Consider the following 20,797-nt stretch of genomic DNA (forward strand, 5'->3'; position numbering starts at 1 on the left):
CATCTTAGACGGTCCGCAACATTCCGTCACATATATAGACTACCCGGTCAGCACGCTCCGCCACGCGTTCATCATGAGTCACCACGACAAGTGTGGAACTCTCTTCTATGCGGATTTCATCGAGCAGATCCATCACTTCGTTCCCACGTTCCGTGTCGAGCGCACCGGTGGGTTCATCGGCCAAGATAAGTGGCGGGTTCCCCGCAATTGCTCTCGCGATGGCAACGCGTTGTCGTTGCCCAATCGAAAGTTTGTCGGCACGGTGGTTCACTCGATCCCCCAGCCCGACTCTTTCTAACAAACGAATCGCTTCGGCTTTTCGTTGCGACACGTTGGGATGCGTGTCGAACATTGTCAGCTGAACGTTCTCTTGCGCGGTCAGATTGGGCAACAAGTGATACGACTGAAAGATGAAACCGATTTTGTGGGCTCGAAACCGATCCAGGCTGGGTTGCTGCGACAACGGTTTGCCTTCGAACCAAACTTCGCCTCGAGTTGGCTCATCCAGGGCCCCCAACATGTTCAGCAAAGTTGACTTCCCACCTCCGCTGGGTCCGACGATCGCCACAAACTCGGCGGACGCGATCGACAAATTGACATTCACCAGTGCGTCGACATCACCGTCCGCGTAGTGCTTGCACACACCTCGCAACTCGAGCAGCGGTGTGGCGTCGGTCGCTGGCGTGCCGTCGGGATCCGTCAACAGTTTCGTTCCGCTGTATTGGAGTGAAATTACGTGGGGTTTGATCGGCAAAGACAATGCCTCGATGAAAATCGTATCACGCGAATCCGGTCAATGGACTCCCACGAAACCCGATATCCGGTGGGAACACTGTTTGGTCGTGAAAATCGGCTGTTTGGCCGCTTGAATCGGTCGACCATTCAAATTTGGCGTAACCGGCTGTGCTAAATTGACGTTGATTACCGGACGCACTTCCGATCCGCCTGCCTCGTTCGTTCCTCCGGACAACAATCCTTCCCTCACTCTATGAAGACACCTGCCATGAAACGATGGATGACATTCGGCTGGACCGCCGCTCTTTGCCTCACCGCTTGCTTGCAATCTGACATGAGTTTCGCTGACGAATACTACGAAGTCCGAACGATCGTATTAGGCGACAAAGGCGATGCCGCGGCCGTGGATCAGTATCTTGAGAAAGCACTGATTCCCGCGTTGGAACGACAAAACATTGGCCCGGTCGGTGTCTTTGCCCCAAAAGCGAACTCCGAAACCAAAGAAGGATCCGTCTTCGTCATCATCCCGTTCACCGAACTGGGGCAAATGGAATCCTCTCGTGCGGCATTGGCCGAGGATTCGGAATATCAAAAGGCCGCCGCGGACTACTTGGGCCGCGACGCGAAGTCACCTCCTTATTCGCGTATCAGCAGCGAATTGCTCACCGCGATGGATTGCTGGCCCAAAACCGTCGTTCCCGACGGAACGCTTGAAAACGACGAACGGGTGTACGAACTTCGCCTGTACGAAAGCGCCAACGAGCGACTGGGTGATTTGAAAGTCGAAATGTTCAACGCCGGCGAAGTGCCGATTTTTCTCGACAGCGGCATTCAGCCCATTTTCATCGGACAAGCTCTGGTGGGACCGCAAATGCCTAGCTTGACCTACCTGACGGTGTACAAAAACGAAGCAGCCCGGGAAAAAGCATGGGACGCATTCCGTGCCCACCCAGACTGGAAAGTGCTGAGCAAAAACCCTCGCTACGGTGGCACGGTCAGCCGGATCGACAAATTCGTACTCTCGGCGAAACCTTACTCGCAAATGTGATCCCAGCGAGGCTGTCCGAGGCGGCGGCATGCCGGTACGATTCGCACCATGACTCCCATGATGCGACAGTACCACGAGGCGAAAGAGGCGTGCGGTGACGCATTGCTCTTCTTTCGCATGGGCGATTTCTACGAACTGTTTTTGGACGACGCCAAGGTCGCTGCGGGGATCTTGGGGCTGACCCTCACCAGCCGCGACAAAGACAGCGAAAACCCCACGGCGATGGCGGGTTTTCCCCACCACCAATTGGATCAGTACCTGCAAAAACTGATCCGTGCGGGCTTTCGAGCTGCGGTTTGCGAGCAGGTCGAAGATCCCAAAGCAGCAAAAGGCTTGGTCCGCCGCGAAATCACTCGGGTGGTCAGTGCCGGCACGTTGACCGACGAGGGATTGCTCGACCCAAAAGAACCGAACTACTTGGCGGCCGTTTTCGCACCCAGCCAGAAAGCTCGCGAAAAAGCTCAGAAAGAAGCGGCGAAGACAAACGACCCTAGCGGTGGCGACGTCGTCGGAATCGCTTGGGCGGAACTCTCCAGCGGTCGTTTCGAGGCCGGCGTTTTTCCGCGAGCCCGTTTGGATGATGAACTTGCTCGCATCGGTCCCGCGGAAGTGCTTCATTGCGAAGACGATGCTTCCGTTCATCCCGACCCAACCGCAACCTGGTCCTGGACCGCTCGTCCCGCTTGGAGCTACGCAGCCGCCGACGCCGAAAAATCGCTCTGCAAACAGCTTTCAGTCGCCAACTTGGAAGGCCTCGGCTTCGAAGACAACGGCGATGTTGCGATCCGAGCCGCTGGTGCGGTGCTGTGCTACCTCAAAGAAACCCAGCGTGGCTCACTGGATCACTTTCGTTCGTTGACCTGCCACAACCGCAGCCCGGTTTTGCAGATCGACGCCGCGACGCGTCGCAGTCTCGAAATCACTCGAACGATGCGAACGGGATCCCGCGAAGGTGCCTTGCTCGGCGTGATCGATCGCACCGTGACGCCAATGGGTTCGCGAATGCTCGCCGATCACTTGGCCGCTCCGCTCATCGATGCGGACGCAATCACCTATCGAACCGACGCGGTGGATGAGTTCGTTCGAAACAACAATCTACGAAGCGACATCCGCACGGTCCTCGGTGACACATACGACCTGACTCGGTTGCTCGCCCGAGTCGCCACCGGACGCACCGGACCGCGTGACTTGCGACAGATCGCCGTGACTCTCAGTGGCCTTCCCGCACTCAAAGCCCGCTTGGCCGAACGAGATAGCGCGTGTCTAACCCGTCTGGAATCGGAACTGCATCTCTGTCCCGAACTTCGCGAACAACTCGAATCCGCACTCAACGACGAATGCCCGCTGTCGGCCGCCGACGGCAACTTCATTCGCGAAGGATTTGACTCCGAACTCGATACGCTCCGCGAATTGGCTCGCGGCGGCAAACGCTGGATCGCTGAATATCAACAGCGGCAAATGGACGAAACCGGCATCGCCAATTTGAAAGTCGGTTACAACCGCGTCTTTGGTTACTACCTGGAAGTTAGCAACGCACACAAAGACAAGATTCCTGCGGATTTCATTCGCAAGCAAACACTAAAAAATTGCGAACGGTACATCACGCCGGAGCTAAAAGAATACGAAGAGAAGGTTCTCGCCGCGGATGAAAAAGCGTCCAGCCGTGAGCAAATGCTTTTCACGCTGCTCCGCGAAAACACGCACAAGCATTTGGCAATTCTGCAAGAAGTCGCCAATGCCATCGCGATGACCGATGTGGTCGCGTCGCTGGCCGAAGTTGCCGCGCAACATCATTGGGTCCGTCCGACACTGACCGATGACAGCGTGCTTCGCATCGAAGGTGGCCGACACCCGGTGTTGGACGTCACGATGGCACAGGGCGAGTTCGTTCCCAACGACTGTATTCAAAGCCCCGAAACAGGAATGATCTTGCTGATCACCGGCCCCAACATGGCCGGCAAGAGCACGTACATTCGCCAAGTCGCTTTGATCACCTTGCTGGCACAAACCGGCAGCTTCGTCCCCGCAACGTCCGCCGAAATTGGAATCGCTGATCGTATCTTTGCTCGGGTTGGCGCGAGCGATGAACTCAGTCGCGGCCAAAGCACGTTCATGGTCGAGATGGTTGAGACCGCTCGGATTCTGAACACAGCAACCTCACGCAGCTTGGTCATCCTTGACGAAATCGGTCGCGGAACCAGCACGTACGACGGCTTGTCGTTGGCCTGGGCAATCACCGAGCACTTACACGAACAGATCGGGGCGAGAACGCTTTTCGCAACGCACTATCACGAACTCGCGGCCCTCCAAGAAACGCTTCCACGCGTCGCCAACCTCAGCGTCGCGGTGAAGGAATGGCAAGACGAAGTGGTGTTTTTGCACCGCATCGTGCCGGGGAGTGCTGACAAGAGTTATGGCATTCAAGTCGCTCGGTTGGCCGGAATTCCGGTCGAAGTCAACGAGCGTGCCAAGGATGTTCTGGCACAACTCGAAGCGGATCACCGCGACAGTCTCGACCGCCCCACGATTGCGCCACCAAGCGGAGTCAACGGAAAGGGCTCCGGCGATACCTATCAACTGACCTTGTTTGGCTACGCCGATCACCCGCTGATCCAAGAGATCGAAACAGTTGACATTGACTCGATGTCACCGATTCAAGCTTGGCAGTTCCTGCAGGAAGCAAAAGCGAAACTCTCCGCAGGTCCAAAAGCGGTGAAGGGGTAAGAGCGGGAAAGTGGCTCAGGACCTCAGGGCCACAGGACATCAGCGTTCTTTCCACCATTGGATGTGTGGGGCATCGGACTCTTCGTCGCGAAAGAAGTTACCGATTGCGAATTCGTCGATGCCATCGGCGTCCATGTCGGCGACCTCCAATGTCAGGTGATACTGAAAATCAGTCTCCAAGATTTCACCTTCAAACTGACCCGGTTTGGTTTGCCGCAATAACAGCAAGGACGGCGAGCCGCTTCCCCGCCAACGTTTGATCGTCGGTGAAGCCAGCAGTGCCCCAGCGACCACATCCAGGTCACCATCACCATCAAAGTCTCCCGCTTGCGCTCGCAACACACCCGGCATGATAGCCAGTGGATGATGCACAAACTCAGCCCTTGAGGCTTGGTCGGGTTTGGATGCGGGTGACTCTTCCCATTGCCTTTGATCCTCAAACGGGTTCTCGAGCCACTGAACCATGTGGTGACGTTTTGCACCTCGATCGAATGAATCGCCGTTGCTAAACAGCACGTCCATATCATCGTCACCATCCAGATCGACCAGTTCAATTCCGGTCGAACCATACGATGGATCAGGAGCCGAATACAGGACAACGTTTCGAAATTGCCCGGTGCCATCATTGAAGAACGCTTCGATCGCCTCATGCTCCTGACTGATCAAGGCGACAAAATCCAAGTGTCCGTCCCCGTTCAAATCCATCGTGGGAACGTTGACCGGCCCCGCTCGTTCATCGATCGTTTCCATTGTGAAAGCTTTGCTTCCAAGCGAGATGTCGATGTCTCCATCGCGACGCAATAAAAACAGCCCACCCGTTTTCCGCCAACCAAACACCGCGACCACAAAATCCAGGTCGCCATCGGAATCAAAATCGCCCGGCTGTACCTCAGCGACTCGTCCCAGTCCATCGGCCAAGACGATCTTCTCCATGGTTCCAACCTCACCGGTTGCGTTTGGCTGCGACTGGCGAAGCACGACGACTTGACCAAGGTCACTGTCCGCCGCATTGAACTCACCGACGTCGCCGACGATCAGATCCAACAAACCATCCGCATCGATGTCACAAGGCTCGACATGGACAGGTTGAAACAGCGTTGCCAAACGTTTCGTCGTACTTTCGGAATCCCCCGACCACGTCGCGAAGACAGCTCCCGTATTCACATCACACGCAACCAACGCCGGAGAATCACCGAGTCCAGATGAGATCCATTGCAGGTGGCTGATTCCAGGCGGGCGTGATGTTTGCAAATCCACGGGACGTTGCATCCAATCGGTGCCGCTCAGCCAAAATTCCTGTTCAGCAAACGGCAGCCCCTTCGACTTGGGTGCCTGCAATTGAAAGAACTTCACCGTTTCCGTGCGATCCGGAACGATCACATCCGTGCGGCCTGATTCCTGGTAAGTCATGTACATCTGATCGACCACCTGCGGCCACTCGGATTGTGGTGCACCGCTGGGTTTTGGCATCACGTGACAAGTCGAACAAAACTCCTCGACCTGCGGACGAACCCGCTCAACCAATCGGTCATCAAGCGATCGCGAATCGGCGACTTTGACAGCGTCCGAACTGGGAGCATTGTTCTTGGATGCGACCGAATCTTTGATGGCGTTGTCCGATGCCGAATCAGACGAACGCCTGCATCCGATTTCGATCGAAAGCACTCCGATGGCCAACCCGAAACAGAGCATTCGAGTGAGTGTCGTGTGCGTATCGAAAAGCAAAAATCCGTTCCAAGAAAAAGAGGGATCGAAAAACGAGTGGAAGACATCCTCCCGCTGATAGGGTGGACCGCGAAACCACATCGGCAACAACGAAATATCGTTGGCAGTTTAGCCCCGCCGCTCATGCCAAAGCAATTGCTGAGATACAATGACTGTCATGAACGCTGATTGTTATTGGATAACGAATTCTCTCCGTCGCTGCCGTCTCACGGCAGGTCGATTCATTGCCATCTTGGCTGTAGTAACTTTTTGTGGTGGTTGCCCTCGCTCCATTCCGAGCAATACCGATGAAGAGGTTACCGCCAAGCGACCTCTCGGACGGATGCGCGTGCTTGGTCGAAACGGAAAATGGGACGACGCGTGGCAACTCCGCGAAGCCGTGCTGGAAAAGCACGGCGAAGATCCAGACGCGATCACCTATGTCGCGCGGGTGGCGCACCAAACTGGACGAGCAAACCTGGCAGCCGACTATCTCGAACAAGCCAGCCAGGTTGAGAACTACGCTTCCGCAAAACGAGTCGACGAAACACTCATCGCGATGATCTCCGCGGGCCGAACTCATGATGCGATGGCGTTTCTAGAAAAGGTGGTAACAGCCCACCCGGATCGCCATGAAACCCGGCGAGTGCTATTCGATCTTCAAATGGGCACCGAGGAACGTGGAGCGGGTTTGGAACACGGGCGGAAGCTGATCTTGGAAAGGCAGTTTGATCTCGAACTGCTGATGACGATGACTGATACCGAGATCCGATCCATGGATGCAAAACCGCTGGACGAAATGGTGCAGCGCAATCCAGATGACCTCCGCCCATTGATCGGAGCGGCTCGTTCGGCCCTGGACCAGAATTTGTTCGATGAAGCACGAGACAGCCTGGACAAAATTGTTGATCGCCACCCGAACTACGCGACCGCCGCAGCGATGCGTTCGCTTCTGCTTGCCGAACAAGCGGACTGGGCGACGCTGGAATCATCCTTGGCGAGCTTGCCCGCTGAAGTGATCCAGCGGCGTCATTTTTGGACGGCAATGGGGATGTGGTCCGAAGCGGTCAACAATGCGGGTTCCGCAGCGCGAGCTTATCTGCAAGCGGCTCAACTCGACCCCGACATATCTCGTTCATGGTTGGATCTTCAAAGAGTCCTTCAAAGCAACCCTTCGCTTGGCGTGAATTCCGATGTGATCGAAGCGATTGGCGATCGGGCCGAAAAGCTCAACCGATTCAATCAACTTCGCCGTCGCTTCAATCGATCAGGCCGAATTTCGCGATCCGTGATCGCTGACATGGTAGGCGTTGTGCGAGAAATGGGCCGCCCTTGGGAAGCCGAAGCCTGGATTTCCGTCGCGATGCAATTGCCGGAAGACGACTCGATCGATCTGCAACAAATGCGAAAAGACCTGATCGCTGAACTTCGTCGCGATACGCCCTGGCAACAGGTGAAAGACTTTCCAGAACTTCAACTGGATCTTTCCCATTTGGCTTTTCAACCTTCGATCGTACGATTCCTGGACAAGCAAGCAATCGAAGACCAGCGTGTTACTCCGCCATCACTGATCGATGGTCTAAAGGTTGAAATGGCAGGCAACGATCGTGGCGCAATTCGTCCGATCGAAATGTTGAACGAAGCCCAACAACGCGGTATCGCCTTCTTGGCATCGACTGGCGATGACCTGGACCAACCTGGCATCAGCCTGCATCAAACGCTCGGATGTGGCGGTGCGACATTGGATTTTGACCGCGACGGATGGAGTGACTTGGCATTGGTCACAGCGGGCGGCACGCCACCGCAGAAGGACTCTCCGCCGAACGTGTTGCTGCGGAACGAAAACGGCGTGTTCACAACGACCCCCGAATCAGCCGGTGTCAACGACCGTGGTTTTGCACAAGGGATCGCGGTGGGCGATCTCAACGAAGACGGTTGGCCCGATCTGCTGTGCACGAACTATGGACCAAACGTGCTGCTGATCAATCAAGGCGATGGAACATTCACCAACGCGACCGATCAATGGCTCGCCAATCCAGACGAATCACGCTGGTCGACTGGAGCTGCATTTGCGGATGTGGATTCGGACGGCCTGTCGGATTTGGTCGTCTTGAACTACTGCGAAGGCTTCGATCCCGTCACGTTTGTATGTGGTAGCGACTCCGACGACGAGCCAGCCAGATCATGCTCCCCGATGCGGTTCAGTGGCGATCACGACCAATTCTTCCGAACCAACTTCCGCGGAAACCTCAACGAAGTGACCGAACAATGGAACGTAAAAGCCACCGATGCGGGACGTGGACTCGGACTGGCAATCGGACGCTTTGAAGATCGAATCGGCAATCAAGTCTTTGTCGCCAATGACATGACCAGCAATTTCTATTGGTCGCGTGCTTTGAACCAAACTTCCACTGGCGATACTGCAAGCATCGGCTGGACCGAATCTGCCTTGCCAAGGGGATTGGCCGTTGATGTTCGATCGGTTGCTCAGGGTTCAATGGGAATCGCCGCTGATGACTTCAACGCCGATGGCAAGATCGACTTCTACGTCACAAACTTTGACCAAGAATACAACACGCTTCATCTCCAAACCGGACCCGGCACCTGGCGTGACTCCACCATGGCGGTGGAATTGGGAACTGACACATTGCCTTTGGTCGGCTTTGGAACCACGACGACAGATCTTGACGGAGACGGAAACAACGAATTGGTCGTCGCAAACGGCCACGTCGACATCTTCCAACGCGACGATCTATCTGACGAACCAACAGATCAACCTGCTCGTCGAAGCCAATATGCTCAGCCGATGCAATTCTTTCGCCACGGAGACGACGGCCGTTTTGAACCCGCCGCGATTTCTGGCGAATACCTCTCTCAACCTCATGTTGGCCGGAGCTTGTGGACGATGGATGCCAATCGCGATTTCAGACCGGATCTGGTGGTAACTCACCAAACCGAACCTGTCGCGTTGCTGGTCAATCACACTAAGTCCTCAGCTCCAAAGCTGAAATTACATGTGACGGGAACGCAATCTTCTCGCGACGCAATTGGCACCAAAATCACGGTGAGGGCGGGCGACTGGGAAAGGACGCACTGGGTAACCTCCGGTGGCAGCTATCTCTGCAACGAAGAAGCGGGTTGGATGCTGAGCTGCCCGGATGCCGCGACCAATGTTCATGTCCAAGTCACGTGGCCGGATGACCAGCAACAAAACTTCGAAGAACTCGCAACCGATTCAGAATGGTTGTTCATTCAAGGCAAGTCTCAGGCCATCAACCTTCGTTGATTCCGCACGACGAGTCGGGCGAGATTGGATTCGACCGTTTTGAAGCGACACAAAAAAACCCCGGTGCATTCACCAGGGTTGCGTTTGCTTCGAGTTTGTTCCCGACGCGCGGAGTGTCGGGGGGCTGCGTCGACTCATTCTTCGGTGACGCGAACAGTCTTCATCGTGTCGCCTTGCTCGATCGCATCAACGACGTCTTGGCCTTCGATGACTTTGCCAAACACGCTGTGTCGATTGTCGAGGTGAGGCTGAGCTTCATGAGTGATGAAAAATTGCGACCCATTGGTGTTGGGACCGGCGTTGGCCATCGACAAAACGCCGGGACCATCATGCTTGAGCTCGGGATGGAACTCATCTTCAAACTGGTAACCGGGTCCACCACGCCCGCTGCCTTCGGGGCAACCGCCTTGGACCATGAAGTTGGGGATCACGCGGTGGAAAACCAATCCGTCGTAGTACTTCTTCTCGCAGAGCGTTTCGAAGTTCTCAACGGTCTTAGGAGTTTTGTCGTCAAACAATTCGATGCGAATCGTTCCGCGATCGGTATCAAAGGTGGCAACTTTCATCGGTCACTTTCGTCTAAGAAGTAAAAACGGTTCGTTGGTACGGGATGAGAGGAATGACGCCAATCGCGTCTGTCACACGATTCACAAATCGAGCGACGATTCCAATTCGCGAAGTTCTCGCTCTGTTTCGTCTTCAAAAGTCATTTCATCGATGGACTCGTCGTCGGAACCAAATCCATCGGGAACTGCCGAGGACTGATTCGAAGGATCGAGATCTTTGCGAGTTCCATCGGGCAGGATCAAAATGGCTTCCTCGACCCCGCCGCTTGGTCCCACTTTCACCGCTGCTTTGGCGGAACCGCTAGTTCCCTCCAAATCAAAGACGATGAAGTCGGGATTCTGTTCGGCTTCGTTGACGGTTTCGCCAAAGTTCATCGACATCGACTCGATCTCGCCAATCTCATCGGTGACCTCGGGCATTCGGTTCAGGTCGGCTCGAACGGGCTCGAAAACGGCACCCAACCCGCCGACTTTGGACATCGCAAACCACAGCACGCCACAGCAAATCAGCATGGAGACAAAACCGAGGCCCAAGACGATCGCGAGAATCATCGGCCATTTTTTCTTGGCGGGTGGTTGAGAACCGGGCCCCCCGGGACCACCAACGACTTCGGGAGTCAATGGATTTTGATAGACCCGATTGGGATCAAATGGATCGTTTGGTGTATTGGACATGATTCCGTTTCGCCCACGCGATGGTGAAGATTCTTCCCTGACAAGCAATTGACGATTGCGTTGACCGCCATGGCTCCCGCAATGCTTACCAAGCTGGCACATTCAGCTGCTTCGTAACAGAGCGAACATTAAACCCAAATGCATTCGGATTTGGTACCGCCCCGGAATCTTCCGTTTCTGAGCATTGGTAATCCGTGTCAATTCGGGTATTTTAAGGGCCGTTGGCTGCATCGAAGTGAATCACGCTGGTTCATTTTTAATTGCTGCGGTTGGGTAGAACCGTTTGTCTGACAGTTTCATTCTTTGCTCTGGCAAGACCGCCACGGGCACCAAAAAAGTCTTTAGGAGACTCGCATCCATGACCAAGTGTAAGTTGGAATACATCTGGCTCGACGGCTATCAACCGACCCAGAGCATGCGCAGCAAAACCAAAATCGTCGAAGACTTCAGCGGCAAAGTGGAAGATGCCGAAATGTGGTCGTTCGACGGTTCGTCAACCGAACAAGCGCCCGGTGGAGCCAGTGACTGCTTGCTGAAGCCCGTCTTCTGCCTTCCCGATCCGGATCGTTTGGGCACCGGCTTCTTGGTGATGTGCGAAGTGATGAATGCCGATGGCACGCCTCACCGCAGCAACGGCCGTGCAACGATCAAAGACGATGACAATGACTTCTGGTTCGGTTTCGAACAGGAGTACACGATCTTCGATCCAGAAACCAAGAAACCAATCGGCTTCCCTGCTGAAGGTTTCCCAGGACCTCAAGGTCCTTACTACTGCTCGGTCGGTGCTGGCAAAGCAGTCGGTCGTGAAATCGTCGAAGAGCACCTCGAACTGTGCTTGCAAGCTGGCTTGAACGTCGAAGGCATCAACGCCGAAGTCATGATGGGCCAGTGGGAATTCCAAATCTTCGCCAAGGGCGCAGCCCAAGCTGGTGACGAAATTTGGCTCGCACGCTACTTGCTGGATCGCACCGGCGAGAAGTACGGCATGGAAATTAACTACCACTGCAAACCAGTCAAAGGTGACTGGAACGGCAGCGGCATGCACGCCAACTTCAGCAACACGACCCTGCGTACGTGCGGCAGCAAAGAAGTTTACGAAGCGATTTGCCAAGCCTTCGAGCCTCGTATCACCGAGCACATCGATGTTTACGGTGCTGACAACGATCAGCGTTTGACCGGTTTGCACGAAACGCAATCGATCGACAAGTTCAGCTACGGCATCTCGGACCGCGGTGCATCGATCCGCATTCCAATCGCCACGGTTGAAAAGGGCTGGAAGGGCTGGTTGGAAGATCGTCGCCCAGCTTCGAACGCTGACCCATACATGGTTGCCAGTGCAATCATCGCAACGGTCAAGACAGCCAACGTCCCAGCCGGCGTTTGAACCATCCCGGCCCAGGCTGCTGAGCCGATTCGATTGTGAGCGATTCCGATTGCCGCGGTCGATATCACTCTGAAATTCGATGCCGAGTCACCCAGGTGACTCGGCATTTTTTCTGCGCTGACATCGGTTTCATATCTGCCAGGCACCGCTCAGAACAACACCCACCCTGTTCCAAACGGTTACAATTGCGAGCCCGCGTCCATTTCGTTGACGCCTGTCCTTTTTCGAGTTATTGACCGGAGCCCCCTATGAACGCCTCGAATCTTCGTCGCGCCTTCGCTGTTGTCTGCTGCCTGACGCTAGGCACCGCTATCGGATGCCCATCACAACCAGGCACTGCATTGGAAGACGCCGACCAGTCGGCGATTGAAGCCTACCAAGCGGAACAAGCCAAAGAACAAGCCGCAATGGATGACTCGCTCAACACAAAGCCCTAGTAAACGAATTCTACGGTGCACGCGACCTCGGCTTCACGCCAGTTCGCCCGGTACAAATAAAAAAGCCGGCTTCGCTCAAAGAACGAAGCCGGCTTTTTCTATTCTCAACCTAGACGAGAAGCATCAAAACTCTTCGTCAATGATCTCACGAGCACCTTTGGTTCCCAAGGCTCCCCAGACACCGTAAGGGCTCTTCGACCCTGGTTTCGCGGTTGCCATTGATGCATTCTGCCAAACCATCTCATGGTTTTGATTCCCTGCATCGATTGAGTCGGTGATGAATTTGACCGCCCCATCACCCATCAAAATATGAGCCCCGCCTTGGTGACGACTCGATGGCGGGAACATCCCGGTCTGCCCGGCATTGTTGCCTCCACAAATAGCCGCATTGGGTGGAGCAATCGTGTGGATGCCACTGAAATTGGGACGGAAGTCGGCCCACTTGTAGCCGCGCCCACCATTCACACCTTGAATCGGTGTTCCCGCCAGCCAAAACTGCGGTCGTTCCGGATCAATTTGACCGTCTTCGACGCAGAAATTGGGATTCAATCTGACTTCGTTCGGTGGATTGCCGTTGATGGACTGGATGCCCCGGGTATCACGATCGCCCAGATCAGTAATCAACTCCGCCATGGCAATGGTATTGGAGAGACCATCGAGAACATCGCGGAACTTGGAAGTCGTGTGTGGGACAAACATACCTCGGTCTGCAGCCCGCGATCGTTGCGACCAGCCGTTGTCGCTCACTTTCTCCCCAGATGGGTCGTGGTGCAGTTTTGTCCCACGCACAGACCACTCCATCGAATCCCCCAGGCACGCGCCATAGTTCGTACGACCTTGACCTGGCAGGCCTTGTCCGGGATCGCTTGGACAGCGAAGCATGGGAAGGTTGGTCATCCACGGGCGATACTGCAAGTGCTCCACCGTTGGCCCCATTGCTGGCCACGGCGTTGTCAAAGGCGTGGTTAGGTCGAGAGCATTGATCAGACTCGGATTGCTAATCTCCTCCCACAATCCTTGCTGCTCAACGAACGGAGTTAGCCCAACCAACATGCTCAATCGCCAAGCATTAGCATCGCCATAATTCGTCCACCAATTTGAAGTCCGAGCCGTGCTACCAAAAGGCGCTGCTCCACCGTCGGTACTACCGGTCCCAACTCCATGAATTGGAAGCTGGTTGTACGCCGAGTGGTAGTTGTGCATCGCCAACCCCAACTGCTTGAAATTATTGCTGCAGCTCATCCGACGAGCTGCTTCTCGGGCTGCCTGCACTGCAGGTAGCAGTAGCCCCACCAAAACGCCAATGATGGCGATGACCACCAAAAGCTCCACCAAAGTGAAACCCTTCGGTGGAAGACGAAAACGCTTCATAACAATATCTCCTAGCAACAATACGAAAATACACGCACTCAATACGAGCAGAGCGAGTGCCTTTCCATCTTAGGGATACTGTCGACCCCGGGAATAGTAACATCGCGTCTGAAAACGCATTTTTCGCGAGTTAATCTCACGAAAACACCCGTTCAGAGGTCACTTATCTGCCTTAGCAACCACCCCCCGGATGCGAAAAACACCTGCCGTCATATCGAAGGTTGTTCTGCAACCGGTTTCAGGATGGCTTGTCATTGCCGCGAGCTCCTTCACCGAACAGTCTTGCGTTTTCACCCCACATCGGGCTTTACCTCAGTCAACCATCGCCGGTACGATTTGGCGTGAAACCCGATGGGCTGCGATGTGAATCACTCGGAATGTGCTTCCAAGCCCACAACTGAACACAGCAAAGGATTGTGCCATGGGTGGCGCTGTGACGTTATTGTTGGTCGCGACGATGGGCATCACTTTCGGATGGACTCCGGACGGTGCCGATGGGGTGAAATACATCATCCAAGTCCCGCCTGACCAGCTCGATCAACTCGAACGTGTCGGTGAGATTACCAGCACGATTTCGCCGGAAGTGCGAGGACGCGTCAGCGAAATCGTGATCCGCGTGGGCGACGGCCCCGTTCCTCGACAGATGCCTGCGAATTGGATGCAAACGAACGCATCGCATCCCTCCGGTGTCTCGCAGGTTGTCTCGGACGAAAATGCGCTTCGTGGATTACCAATCGCTTCGGACGATCGTCGCCCGATTCCGATTCCCATGTCATCCAATTCGATGCAATCGGGCATCATCCCGGGAAACGTCAACTCGCCCAGTGTCACTCGCTTGATGAAGCCTCAGTCCAATGGCATGAGCATGCCTGGAGGATTTGATGCTCCCGCTCCAACCGGCGGAGCACCTACCGGCGGTTTCAGCATGCCACCTTCGCTGGCGCAAGGCCCCGCCGCAACAGGAGCCGCAAACAACGGCTCCATTAACGAGAGCATTCGTGCAGGTGCCGAAGCCTTCGGGCGTTCGTTCGGCCTGGGCACGCCGAGCACCGCTCCGACGAATGCGGCCGCGGCAAATCGCGATCCCTCGACAACCGTTGCCCCACCACCATTCACCGGTTCAGGAAATGCCAATCTGAACAACACCGATCGCGCCGCCCGAACCGGCGGCCCGTCGACAGCCCCGGCCGCATCCACGGGAACTACTGCTCCGCCTTGGCCCAACAATGACGACGACTGGTACGCATTGGGAGAGCGACCTGCTCAGCGTCCTTCCACCGCTCCCGTTAACAATTCCGCCACCGCATCCAGCACGAGTGCGACGTCTAGACCCGGATCAGAAGCCACCAACCGAAACACCTCAAACCCGGGACTCAACACGGGCAATTTCAATCAAATGCCCAGTGGGATCAGTGGACAAAGCCCCTACGGACAATCGAGCTCGGATACCGTCGCCAACTCGTCCTCACGTCGCGAAAACCCGTACTCCACGACAGCGGCTAACCGAGACAACACGATCCAAAGAGATGAATACGCTCCGCACTTGACCGCGGCCGAAGCAGCTCGGCTGCCCAAAAACGGTTACGACTTCGACGACGCCGGCAATCCGGTCGATCGCTTTGGATATCGCTTGAACTTTTATGGCGATCGCATCGACCAGAACGGCCGACCGATTGATGCCTCGAGCTATGCCGACAATCGCACAAACGCCAACACGGATCCAGCGAGCAACCCTCAATATTCCGGCAACAACCCGTTCCCGGGTGCTGCGCCACCAACGGCTCAACCCGGTCGAAATTCCACGGATGCCACGTTTGCCAATCAAACAGGCAATGGCTACGGACAGACCGGCACCGGATCGGCTGCATCCGGCTATCCCGACAATCGAAACACCGCCACCGGTGCTCCGGCGAATCCGTACGCTTCGACCGGCCAGACGAACCCAACCGCCAACACGCAGCCAACGATCCCGACCGGACAAGCTAGCTTCCCGTCGAACGGATATCCGAACACGGCTCAACCCCAAACTCAGTACCCTCAGGTGCCGAACTACGGAACGGTTCCGACCTCCGCGCCGATCAATCCATACATCAATCCGGCCACAGGATACCCTTATCAAAACGCGGGCTATCCAAACACAATTCCGCCCCTCTTGGCGAGCAACAACACGTCCACTGGTGGGCCTCCGACTGGAGCCCTCAATGCCGGCACCGCACCACCCAGAGGCACCGATTCCAGTTCGCTCGATGCCGCAGGTGCCACGACCGGAGCAACGTCCGACAACGGCGATCGATCCAACCGCGAAAAGGTGGCCACGCAGACTCTCTTCAATGCGTTGCTGCTCGTATCCTTTGTCGCCAACCTGTACCTCATGTACTGGCTGAACGTTCTGCGGCTGAAATACCAGGAAATGGTGGCGGCGAAGCGTGCCGCGGCAAGCTCCAACGCGGCCGCGGTCGCCTAAGAAGCCCCGCGAATCGGACGGGGGTGGGGGAAATGTCCTTCAACGCATAAAACTATGCGTTGTTTTGACATTCCCATCTCATTCGTCCGGTTATCACGTGTCCGCGAATTCGACCGCCGCTTTTCGTGCCCCTGCCGCAAGCCCCCATTTCCCGACTCTCGAAGAGCAGGTGCTGGCGTTTTGGGACCAGCATTCGATCTACGAGCAGTCGCTCGCCCGTCGCGCCAACGCACCAACGTTCGTCTTTTACGAAGGCCCGCCGACCGCCAACGGCATGCCTCACCCCGGGCACTGCCTGACTCGCGCGATCAAAGACGTCTTCCCTCGCTACAAAACCATGCGAGGTTACCGCTGCGAACGAAAAGCGGGCTGGGACACGCACGGTTTGCCCGTCGAAGTCGAAGTCGGCAAAGAACTTGGCATCCATAGCAAAGAAGAAATCGAAGCTTACGGCGTCGAACCCTTTATCCAAAAATGCCAATCCAGTGTGTGGCGTTACATGCAGGAATGGCAGACGCTGACCCGCCGACTCGGGTTCTGGGTCAACCTGGAAGAAGCCTATGTGACCTACCATCAATCCTATGTTGAAAGCGTTTGGTGGTCGCTGAAGAACTTGTTCGACCGTGGGCTGCTCTACCAAGGTCACAAAATCGTGTGGTGGTGGGCCCAAGGTGGCACGGCACTGTCCGCCGGCGAAGTCGGCCAAGGCTACCGCGAGGTCGCTGACCCAAGTGTCTATGTGTTGTTCCCGTTGGTGGATCAACCGGAACGATCGTTGGTCGTTTGGACCACCACCCCTTGGACTTTGCCAAGCAATATGTACGCGGCGGTGAAGCCCGAACTCGAATACGCGGTGGTCAAGGATTCCGAGACCGGCCAAGAACTGGTTTTGGCGGCCGCTTTGGTCGATTCGCTTGCCGGCAAACTAAAACGCGAATTGACCGTTGTCGACACAATCTCGGGCGAGTCGCTCGTCGGCCAACGTTACCAACCACCGTTTGAAGATTACCAAACTCGACTGAACGATCCGACTGGCGAATTGGTCACCGGCGGAAAAGAGTCTCTCTATTGGCGCGTCGTTGCAGCTGACTTCGTCACCACCGACTCAGGAAGTGGTCTGGTTCACTTGGCCCCGGCCTTCGGTGAAATCGACCATGAAGTTCTGGTGACGGAGCGAACTCGATTTGTCGATGGCCAGCGTCCCGAACTGCTGTGTGCGGTCGGCCCCGATGGCAAATTCACGGACGAATTCGCATCGATGAAAGGTGTCTGGGTCAAGGAAGCCGACAAGACACTGACGCGAACGCTGCGTGAGTCCGGACGACTGTTGCACTTGGAACAGTACCTGCACGATTATCCGTTCTGCTGGCGGGCGGACGATGACCCATTGATCCAGTACCCACGAGAAAGCTGGTTCATCCGGACGACTAAATTCCGCGATCTCATGTTGAAAAACAACAGCAAGATCGGATGGCAACCCGAACACATTCGCGATGGTCGGTTTGGGAATTTCCTGGAAAGCAACGTCGACTGGGCATTGTCCCGAGAACGCTACTGGGGCACTCCGCTTCCGATCTGGGTTTGCCAGTCAACCGGCCGCATGGAAGCTATCGAAAGCTACGAAGAGTTGCTGGCCAAACCAGGTGTCGACGGCACCCAGGTTTGGGACAATGCGAAAGCGGCCAATCCAGAACTGCCTGACGACTTGCGAGTTCACAAACCGTATATCGATTCGGTCACCTACGATTCGCCATTCGAATCGGGTGCCCGAATGCAACGCGTCAGTGAAGTCATCGACTGCTGGTACGACAGTGGTGCGATGCCGTTTGCTCAATGGGGATGGCCTCACCAAAACGACGCTCAATTCCAAGAGCAGTTCCCGGCTGACTTCATCAGCGAAGCGATCGACCAAACCCGCGGTTGGTTCTACAGCCAACTGGCGATCAGCACGATGCTCTTCGGAGAAGGTGCGTCCATTCGAGAAGCCGGAACGAAGGCAAATGAGCTCGCACCGTCGCGTGACAGCGAATCGGATTACCCGCACCCATTCCGCAACTGCATCGTGCTTGGATTGATGTTGTCGCAGTGGTACGAATCCGCGGGCAAAGAAGGTCAACCGAAGACGGTGCTGCTATCGGAATCCGAGGCGGAGCAGGCCGACGGTAAGTTCACCAAGAAAACCGGCAAGATGTCCAAGAGTCTTCGGAACTATCGCAGTCCGTCGGAGATCTTTGACAAGTACGGTGCCGATGCGATGCGTTGGTATTTCTTTGCCAACCAAGCACCTTGGAATTCGATCATCTACGCCGATCAAGCGATCCGCGATTCGATCCCCGAGTTCCTGCTACGGCTTTGGAATACGTACAGCTTCTTCTCCATCTATGCGGAGATCGATGGCTTCGATCCCACATCGGCGACGGATGTTGATGAACAGTTGAGTCCGGAATCGCTCGCCTCTGCGCCGACCTATCGCCCGATCAGCGAACGAAGCGAGATCGATCGGTGGATTCATTCCGAATTGCATCGCACGTTGGCAACGGTCATCGACCGAATGGACGCGTTTGACAATTACAACGCGTGCCAAGCGATCACGAATTTGCTCGATGGTCTCAGCAACTGGTACGTCCGACGAAGTCGCGATCGTTTCTGGGCCCCCGATTCAGATTCGCCCGACAAGCACGATGCGTACTGGACGCTGTACGAAGTCATGCTGGAATTGACCAAGGTCATCGCCCCATTTGTTCCTTTCTTGGCAGACACTTTGTGGCAAGAATTGACCGCTCCGTTTGGTGACAAGGCACTCAAAAGCGTTCACCTTTGTGACTTCCCCAAACCAGATGCCAGCCGCGTCGATCAAAAACTTTCCGACTCGATGCGATTGCTTCGAGAAATTGCTTCGATGGGCCGATCGGCTCGTGCGGATGCCAAGCTGAAAGTTCGCTTGCCGCTGGCCAAGGTCGAAGTGATTCTGACCGACGACTCGGCGATCGATTGGTTGCAAAGCCACGATGCTTTGGTTCGAGAAGAATTGAACGTCAAAGCCGTCGACTACACGACCGATGGCGGCGACTACGTTCAATACACAATCGTCCCCAACTTCAAACGGCTTGGCCCAAAAGTTGGGAAGAACATCCCCGTGGTCAAAAAGATGCTCGGCGAAGCGGACGGCAACCAATTGCTAACTCAGCTTCAAACGGCCGGCTTCGTTGAACTGGAACTCGCGTCGGGTCCATTGAAGTTGGATGGCGAAGACATCGAGGTTCGCCTGCAAGCTCGTGAAGGATGGGCCGCTGCTCAAGGATCGGGATGCGTCGTCGTGCTCAATACCGAAGTCACCCCCGAACTGCGTCGTGAAGGATTGGCAAAGGACTTGATTCGCGGCATTCAAAGTCAACGCAAAGAACTCGATTGCCAATACACCGATCGGATTCGAGTGGCTGTCGAAACGTCCGATGCGGAACTTCAATCTGCGATCGAAGAACACCGCACAATGATTTGCGGTGAAACGTTGGCGGACGATTTGGTCATCGGCACTCTGCCCAACGCCCAACAAGTTGCTATCGAAGGCGGCGAACTGTACGTCGCCAAGGTGAGTGACAAGTGAGCGATGCAAGCACGTTGAAAGTTGCCGTCTTCCTCAGTGGAGGCGGTCGTACCCTGGCCAATTTGATTCGTCATCGCGACGAGCATGGATTGCCGATTGATTTTCGGTTGGTGATTGCCAGCCGAGACGGATTGGGCGGAATCAAAATCGCCGAAGACGCGGGTATCGAAACATGCGTCGTTCGCAAAAACGATTTCGAGTCCGACGAAGCCTATCGCGAAGCCATGTTTGAACCGTGCCGAAAGGCCGGAGCCACGCATGTGATCATGGCAGGCTTTCTAAAACATGTTTTGATTCCGACCGATTTTGAACAACGCGTCATCAATATCCACCCGTCTCTACTTCCGGCTTTTGGCGGCAAGGGAATGTACGGTCGCAACGTGCACGCTGCGGCGATCGAGCGAGGGGTAAAGATCAGTGGATGCACAGTCCACTACGTCGACAACCTCTACGACAACGGCCCAATCATTCATCAGAAGGCTTGCCCGATTCTTCCGACCGACACGCCTGACGACCTCGCGTCGCGCGTGTTCAAACTCGAATGCGAAACCTTGCCCGAAGCCATCCGAATGATGGCCGCCTCGCAAGACATCTAAAACTCGCAAGACATCTGAGAACAGTCGCGGTTATTGAATTCATGCGTGAAACGCCACGCATGAAACCGCGAATCCTGATGTACATCTCGATCGCAATTCTCACACGCTTCGGCTTGGCAAGATTTGCCGGTTGAGGCGTTTGATCGCATCCCGCGGATGCTTCTGGACGATCCGAACGCTACCGGTCGATCTCCCCAAAGTGT

At 55.5% G+C, this 20,797-nt stretch carries 13 protein-coding genes; 8 read left to right on the forward strand and 5 right to left on the reverse strand.

Annotation, left to right across the window (positions count from 1 at the left end; all coding sequences use genetic code 11):
* Nucleotides 1-4: 4 nt before the first annotated feature.
* Nucleotides 5-703 (reverse strand): ABC transporter ATP-binding protein, encoded by a 699-nt coding sequence (locus RB_RS14775; protein ID WP_164922047.1) that lies wholly within the window; start codon nt 701-703, stop codon nt 5-7.
* A gap of 285 nt (nt 704-988) precedes the next feature.
* On the opposite strand from RB_RS14775, the gene RB_RS14785 reads away from it, so the two are divergent.
* Both RB_RS14785 and mutS read left to right on the forward strand, forming a co-directional pair.
* The gene (locus RB_RS14785; RefSeq protein ID WP_011121303.1) at nt 989-1,783 is read left to right on the forward strand and encodes an NIPSNAP family protein; all 795 of its coding nucleotides are present in this window, start codon (nt 989-991) and stop codon (nt 1,781-1,783) included.
* A 48-nt stretch (nt 1,784-1,831) separates the two neighbouring features.
* Nucleotides 1,832-4,507 (forward strand): DNA mismatch repair protein MutS, encoded by a 2,676-nt coding sequence (gene mutS / locus RB_RS14790; protein WP_011121304.1) that lies wholly within the window; start codon nt 1,832-1,834, stop codon nt 4,505-4,507.
* A gap of 39 nt (nt 4,508-4,546) precedes the next feature.
* Here the strand turns inward: mutS and RB_RS14795 are convergent, their stop codons facing one another.
* Nucleotides 4,547-6,199: an FG-GAP repeat domain-containing protein gene (locus RB_RS14795; protein WP_037199589.1), complete on the reverse strand. Its 1,653-nt coding sequence runs from the start codon at nt 6,197-6,199 to the stop codon at nt 4,547-4,549.
* A gap of 355 nt (nt 6,200-6,554) precedes the next feature.
* On the opposite strand from RB_RS14795, the gene RB_RS14800 reads away from it, so the two are divergent.
* The gene (locus tag RB_RS14800) at nt 6,555-9,497 is read left to right on the forward strand and encodes an FG-GAP-like repeat-containing protein (protein WP_164922877.1); all 2,943 of its coding nucleotides are present in this window, start codon (nt 6,555-6,557) and stop codon (nt 9,495-9,497) included.
* A 134-nt stretch (nt 9,498-9,631) separates the two neighbouring features.
* Here RB_RS14800 and RB_RS14805 read toward each other — a convergent pair whose 3' ends face one another.
* On the reverse strand, nt 9,632-10,063 hold the full coding sequence (locus RB_RS14805; RefSeq protein WP_007326614.1) for a peptidylprolyl isomerase: 432 nt from the start codon (nt 10,061-10,063) through the stop codon (nt 9,632-9,634).
* Nucleotides 10,064-10,144: 81 nt separating this feature from the next.
* A complete protein-coding gene (locus tag RB_RS14810) occupies nt 10,145-10,738 on the reverse strand; it encodes a hypothetical protein (RefSeq protein WP_164922048.1) in 594 nt (197 codons plus the stop codon).
* 358 nt (nt 10,739-11,096) lie between these two features.
* On the opposite strand from RB_RS14810, the gene RB_RS14815 reads away from it, so the two are divergent.
* Nucleotides 11,097-12,122 (forward strand): glutamine synthetase beta-grasp domain-containing protein, encoded by a 1,026-nt coding sequence (locus tag RB_RS14815; RefSeq protein ID WP_164922049.1) that lies wholly within the window; start codon nt 11,097-11,099, stop codon nt 12,120-12,122.
* A gap of 248 nt (nt 12,123-12,370) precedes the next feature.
* The gene (locus tag RB_RS14820) at nt 12,371-12,559 is read left to right on the forward strand and encodes a hypothetical protein (protein ID WP_011121312.1); all 189 of its coding nucleotides are present in this window, start codon (nt 12,371-12,373) and stop codon (nt 12,557-12,559) included.
* Between the two features lie 123 nt (nt 12,560-12,682).
* Here the strand turns inward: RB_RS14820 and RB_RS14825 are convergent, their stop codons facing one another.
* Nucleotides 12,683-13,930, reverse strand: a complete 1,248-nt coding sequence (locus RB_RS14825) for a DUF1559 domain-containing protein (protein ID WP_164922050.1) — start codon at nt 13,928-13,930, stop codon at nt 12,683-12,685.
* A gap of 421 nt (nt 13,931-14,351) precedes the next feature.
* Between RB_RS14825 and RB_RS14835 the strand changes: the two genes are divergently transcribed.
* The 3 genes from RB_RS14835 (at nt 14,352) to purN (ending at nt 20,594) form a co-directional block, all read left to right on the forward strand.
* On the forward strand, nt 14,352-16,394 hold the full coding sequence (locus RB_RS14835; protein ID WP_231845664.1) for a mu-protocadherin: 2,043 nt from the start codon (nt 14,352-14,354) through the stop codon (nt 16,392-16,394).
* Nucleotides 16,395-16,491: 97 nt separating this feature from the next.
* Nucleotides 16,492-19,998 (forward strand): isoleucine--tRNA ligase, encoded by a 3,507-nt coding sequence (gene ileS / locus RB_RS14840; protein WP_164922051.1) that lies wholly within the window; start codon nt 16,492-16,494, stop codon nt 19,996-19,998.
* Nucleotides 19,995-20,594: a phosphoribosylglycinamide formyltransferase gene (purN, locus tag RB_RS14845; protein WP_007326621.1), complete on the forward strand. Its 600-nt coding sequence runs from the start codon at nt 19,995-19,997 to the stop codon at nt 20,592-20,594. Before ileS ends, purN begins: the two co-directional genes overlap by 4 nt.
* Nucleotides 20,595-20,797 lie beyond the last annotated feature (203 nt).

Origin of the sequence: Rhodopirellula baltica SH 1 (genome assembly GCF_000196115.1) — a bacterium.
Classification (GTDB): Bacteria; Planctomycetota; Planctomycetia; order Pirellulales; family Pirellulaceae; genus Rhodopirellula; species Rhodopirellula baltica.

Excerpts from the sequence above, each read along its gene's own strand:
- RB_RS14805 (WP_007326614.1), bottom strand. The coding sequence starts at position 10,063 with ATGAAAGTTGCCACCTTTGATACCGATCGCGGAACGATTCGCATCGAA.
- RB_RS14815 (WP_164922049.1), top strand. The coding sequence starts at position 11,097 with ATGACCAAGTGTAAGTTGGAATACATCTGGCTCGACGGCTATCAACCG.
- RB_RS14835 (WP_231845664.1), top strand. The coding sequence starts at position 14,352 with ATGGGTGGCGCTGTGACGTTATTGTTGGTCGCGACGATGGGCATCACT.
- RB_RS14785 (WP_011121303.1), top strand. The coding sequence starts at position 989 with ATGAAGACACCTGCCATGAAACGATGGATGACATTCGGCTGGACCGCC.
- RB_RS14810 (WP_164922048.1), bottom strand. The coding sequence starts at position 10,738 with ATGTCCAATACACCAAACGATCCATTTGATCCCAATCGGGTCTATCAA.
- RB_RS14820 (WP_011121312.1), top strand. The coding sequence starts at position 12,371 with ATGAACGCCTCGAATCTTCGTCGCGCCTTCGCTGTTGTCTGCTGCCTG.
- mutS (WP_011121304.1), top strand. The coding sequence starts at position 1,832 with ATGACTCCCATGATGCGACAGTACCACGAGGCGAAAGAGGCGTGCGGT.
- RB_RS14825 (WP_164922050.1), bottom strand. The coding sequence starts at position 13,930 with ATGAAGCGTTTTCGTCTTCCACCGAAGGGTTTCACTTTGGTGGAGCTT.
- RB_RS14795 (WP_037199589.1), bottom strand. The coding sequence starts at position 6,199 with ATGCTCTGTTTCGGGTTGGCCATCGGAGTGCTTTCGATCGAAATCGGA.
- RB_RS14800 (WP_164922877.1), top strand. The coding sequence starts at position 6,555 with ATGCGCGTGCTTGGTCGAAACGGAAAATGGGACGACGCGTGGCAACTC.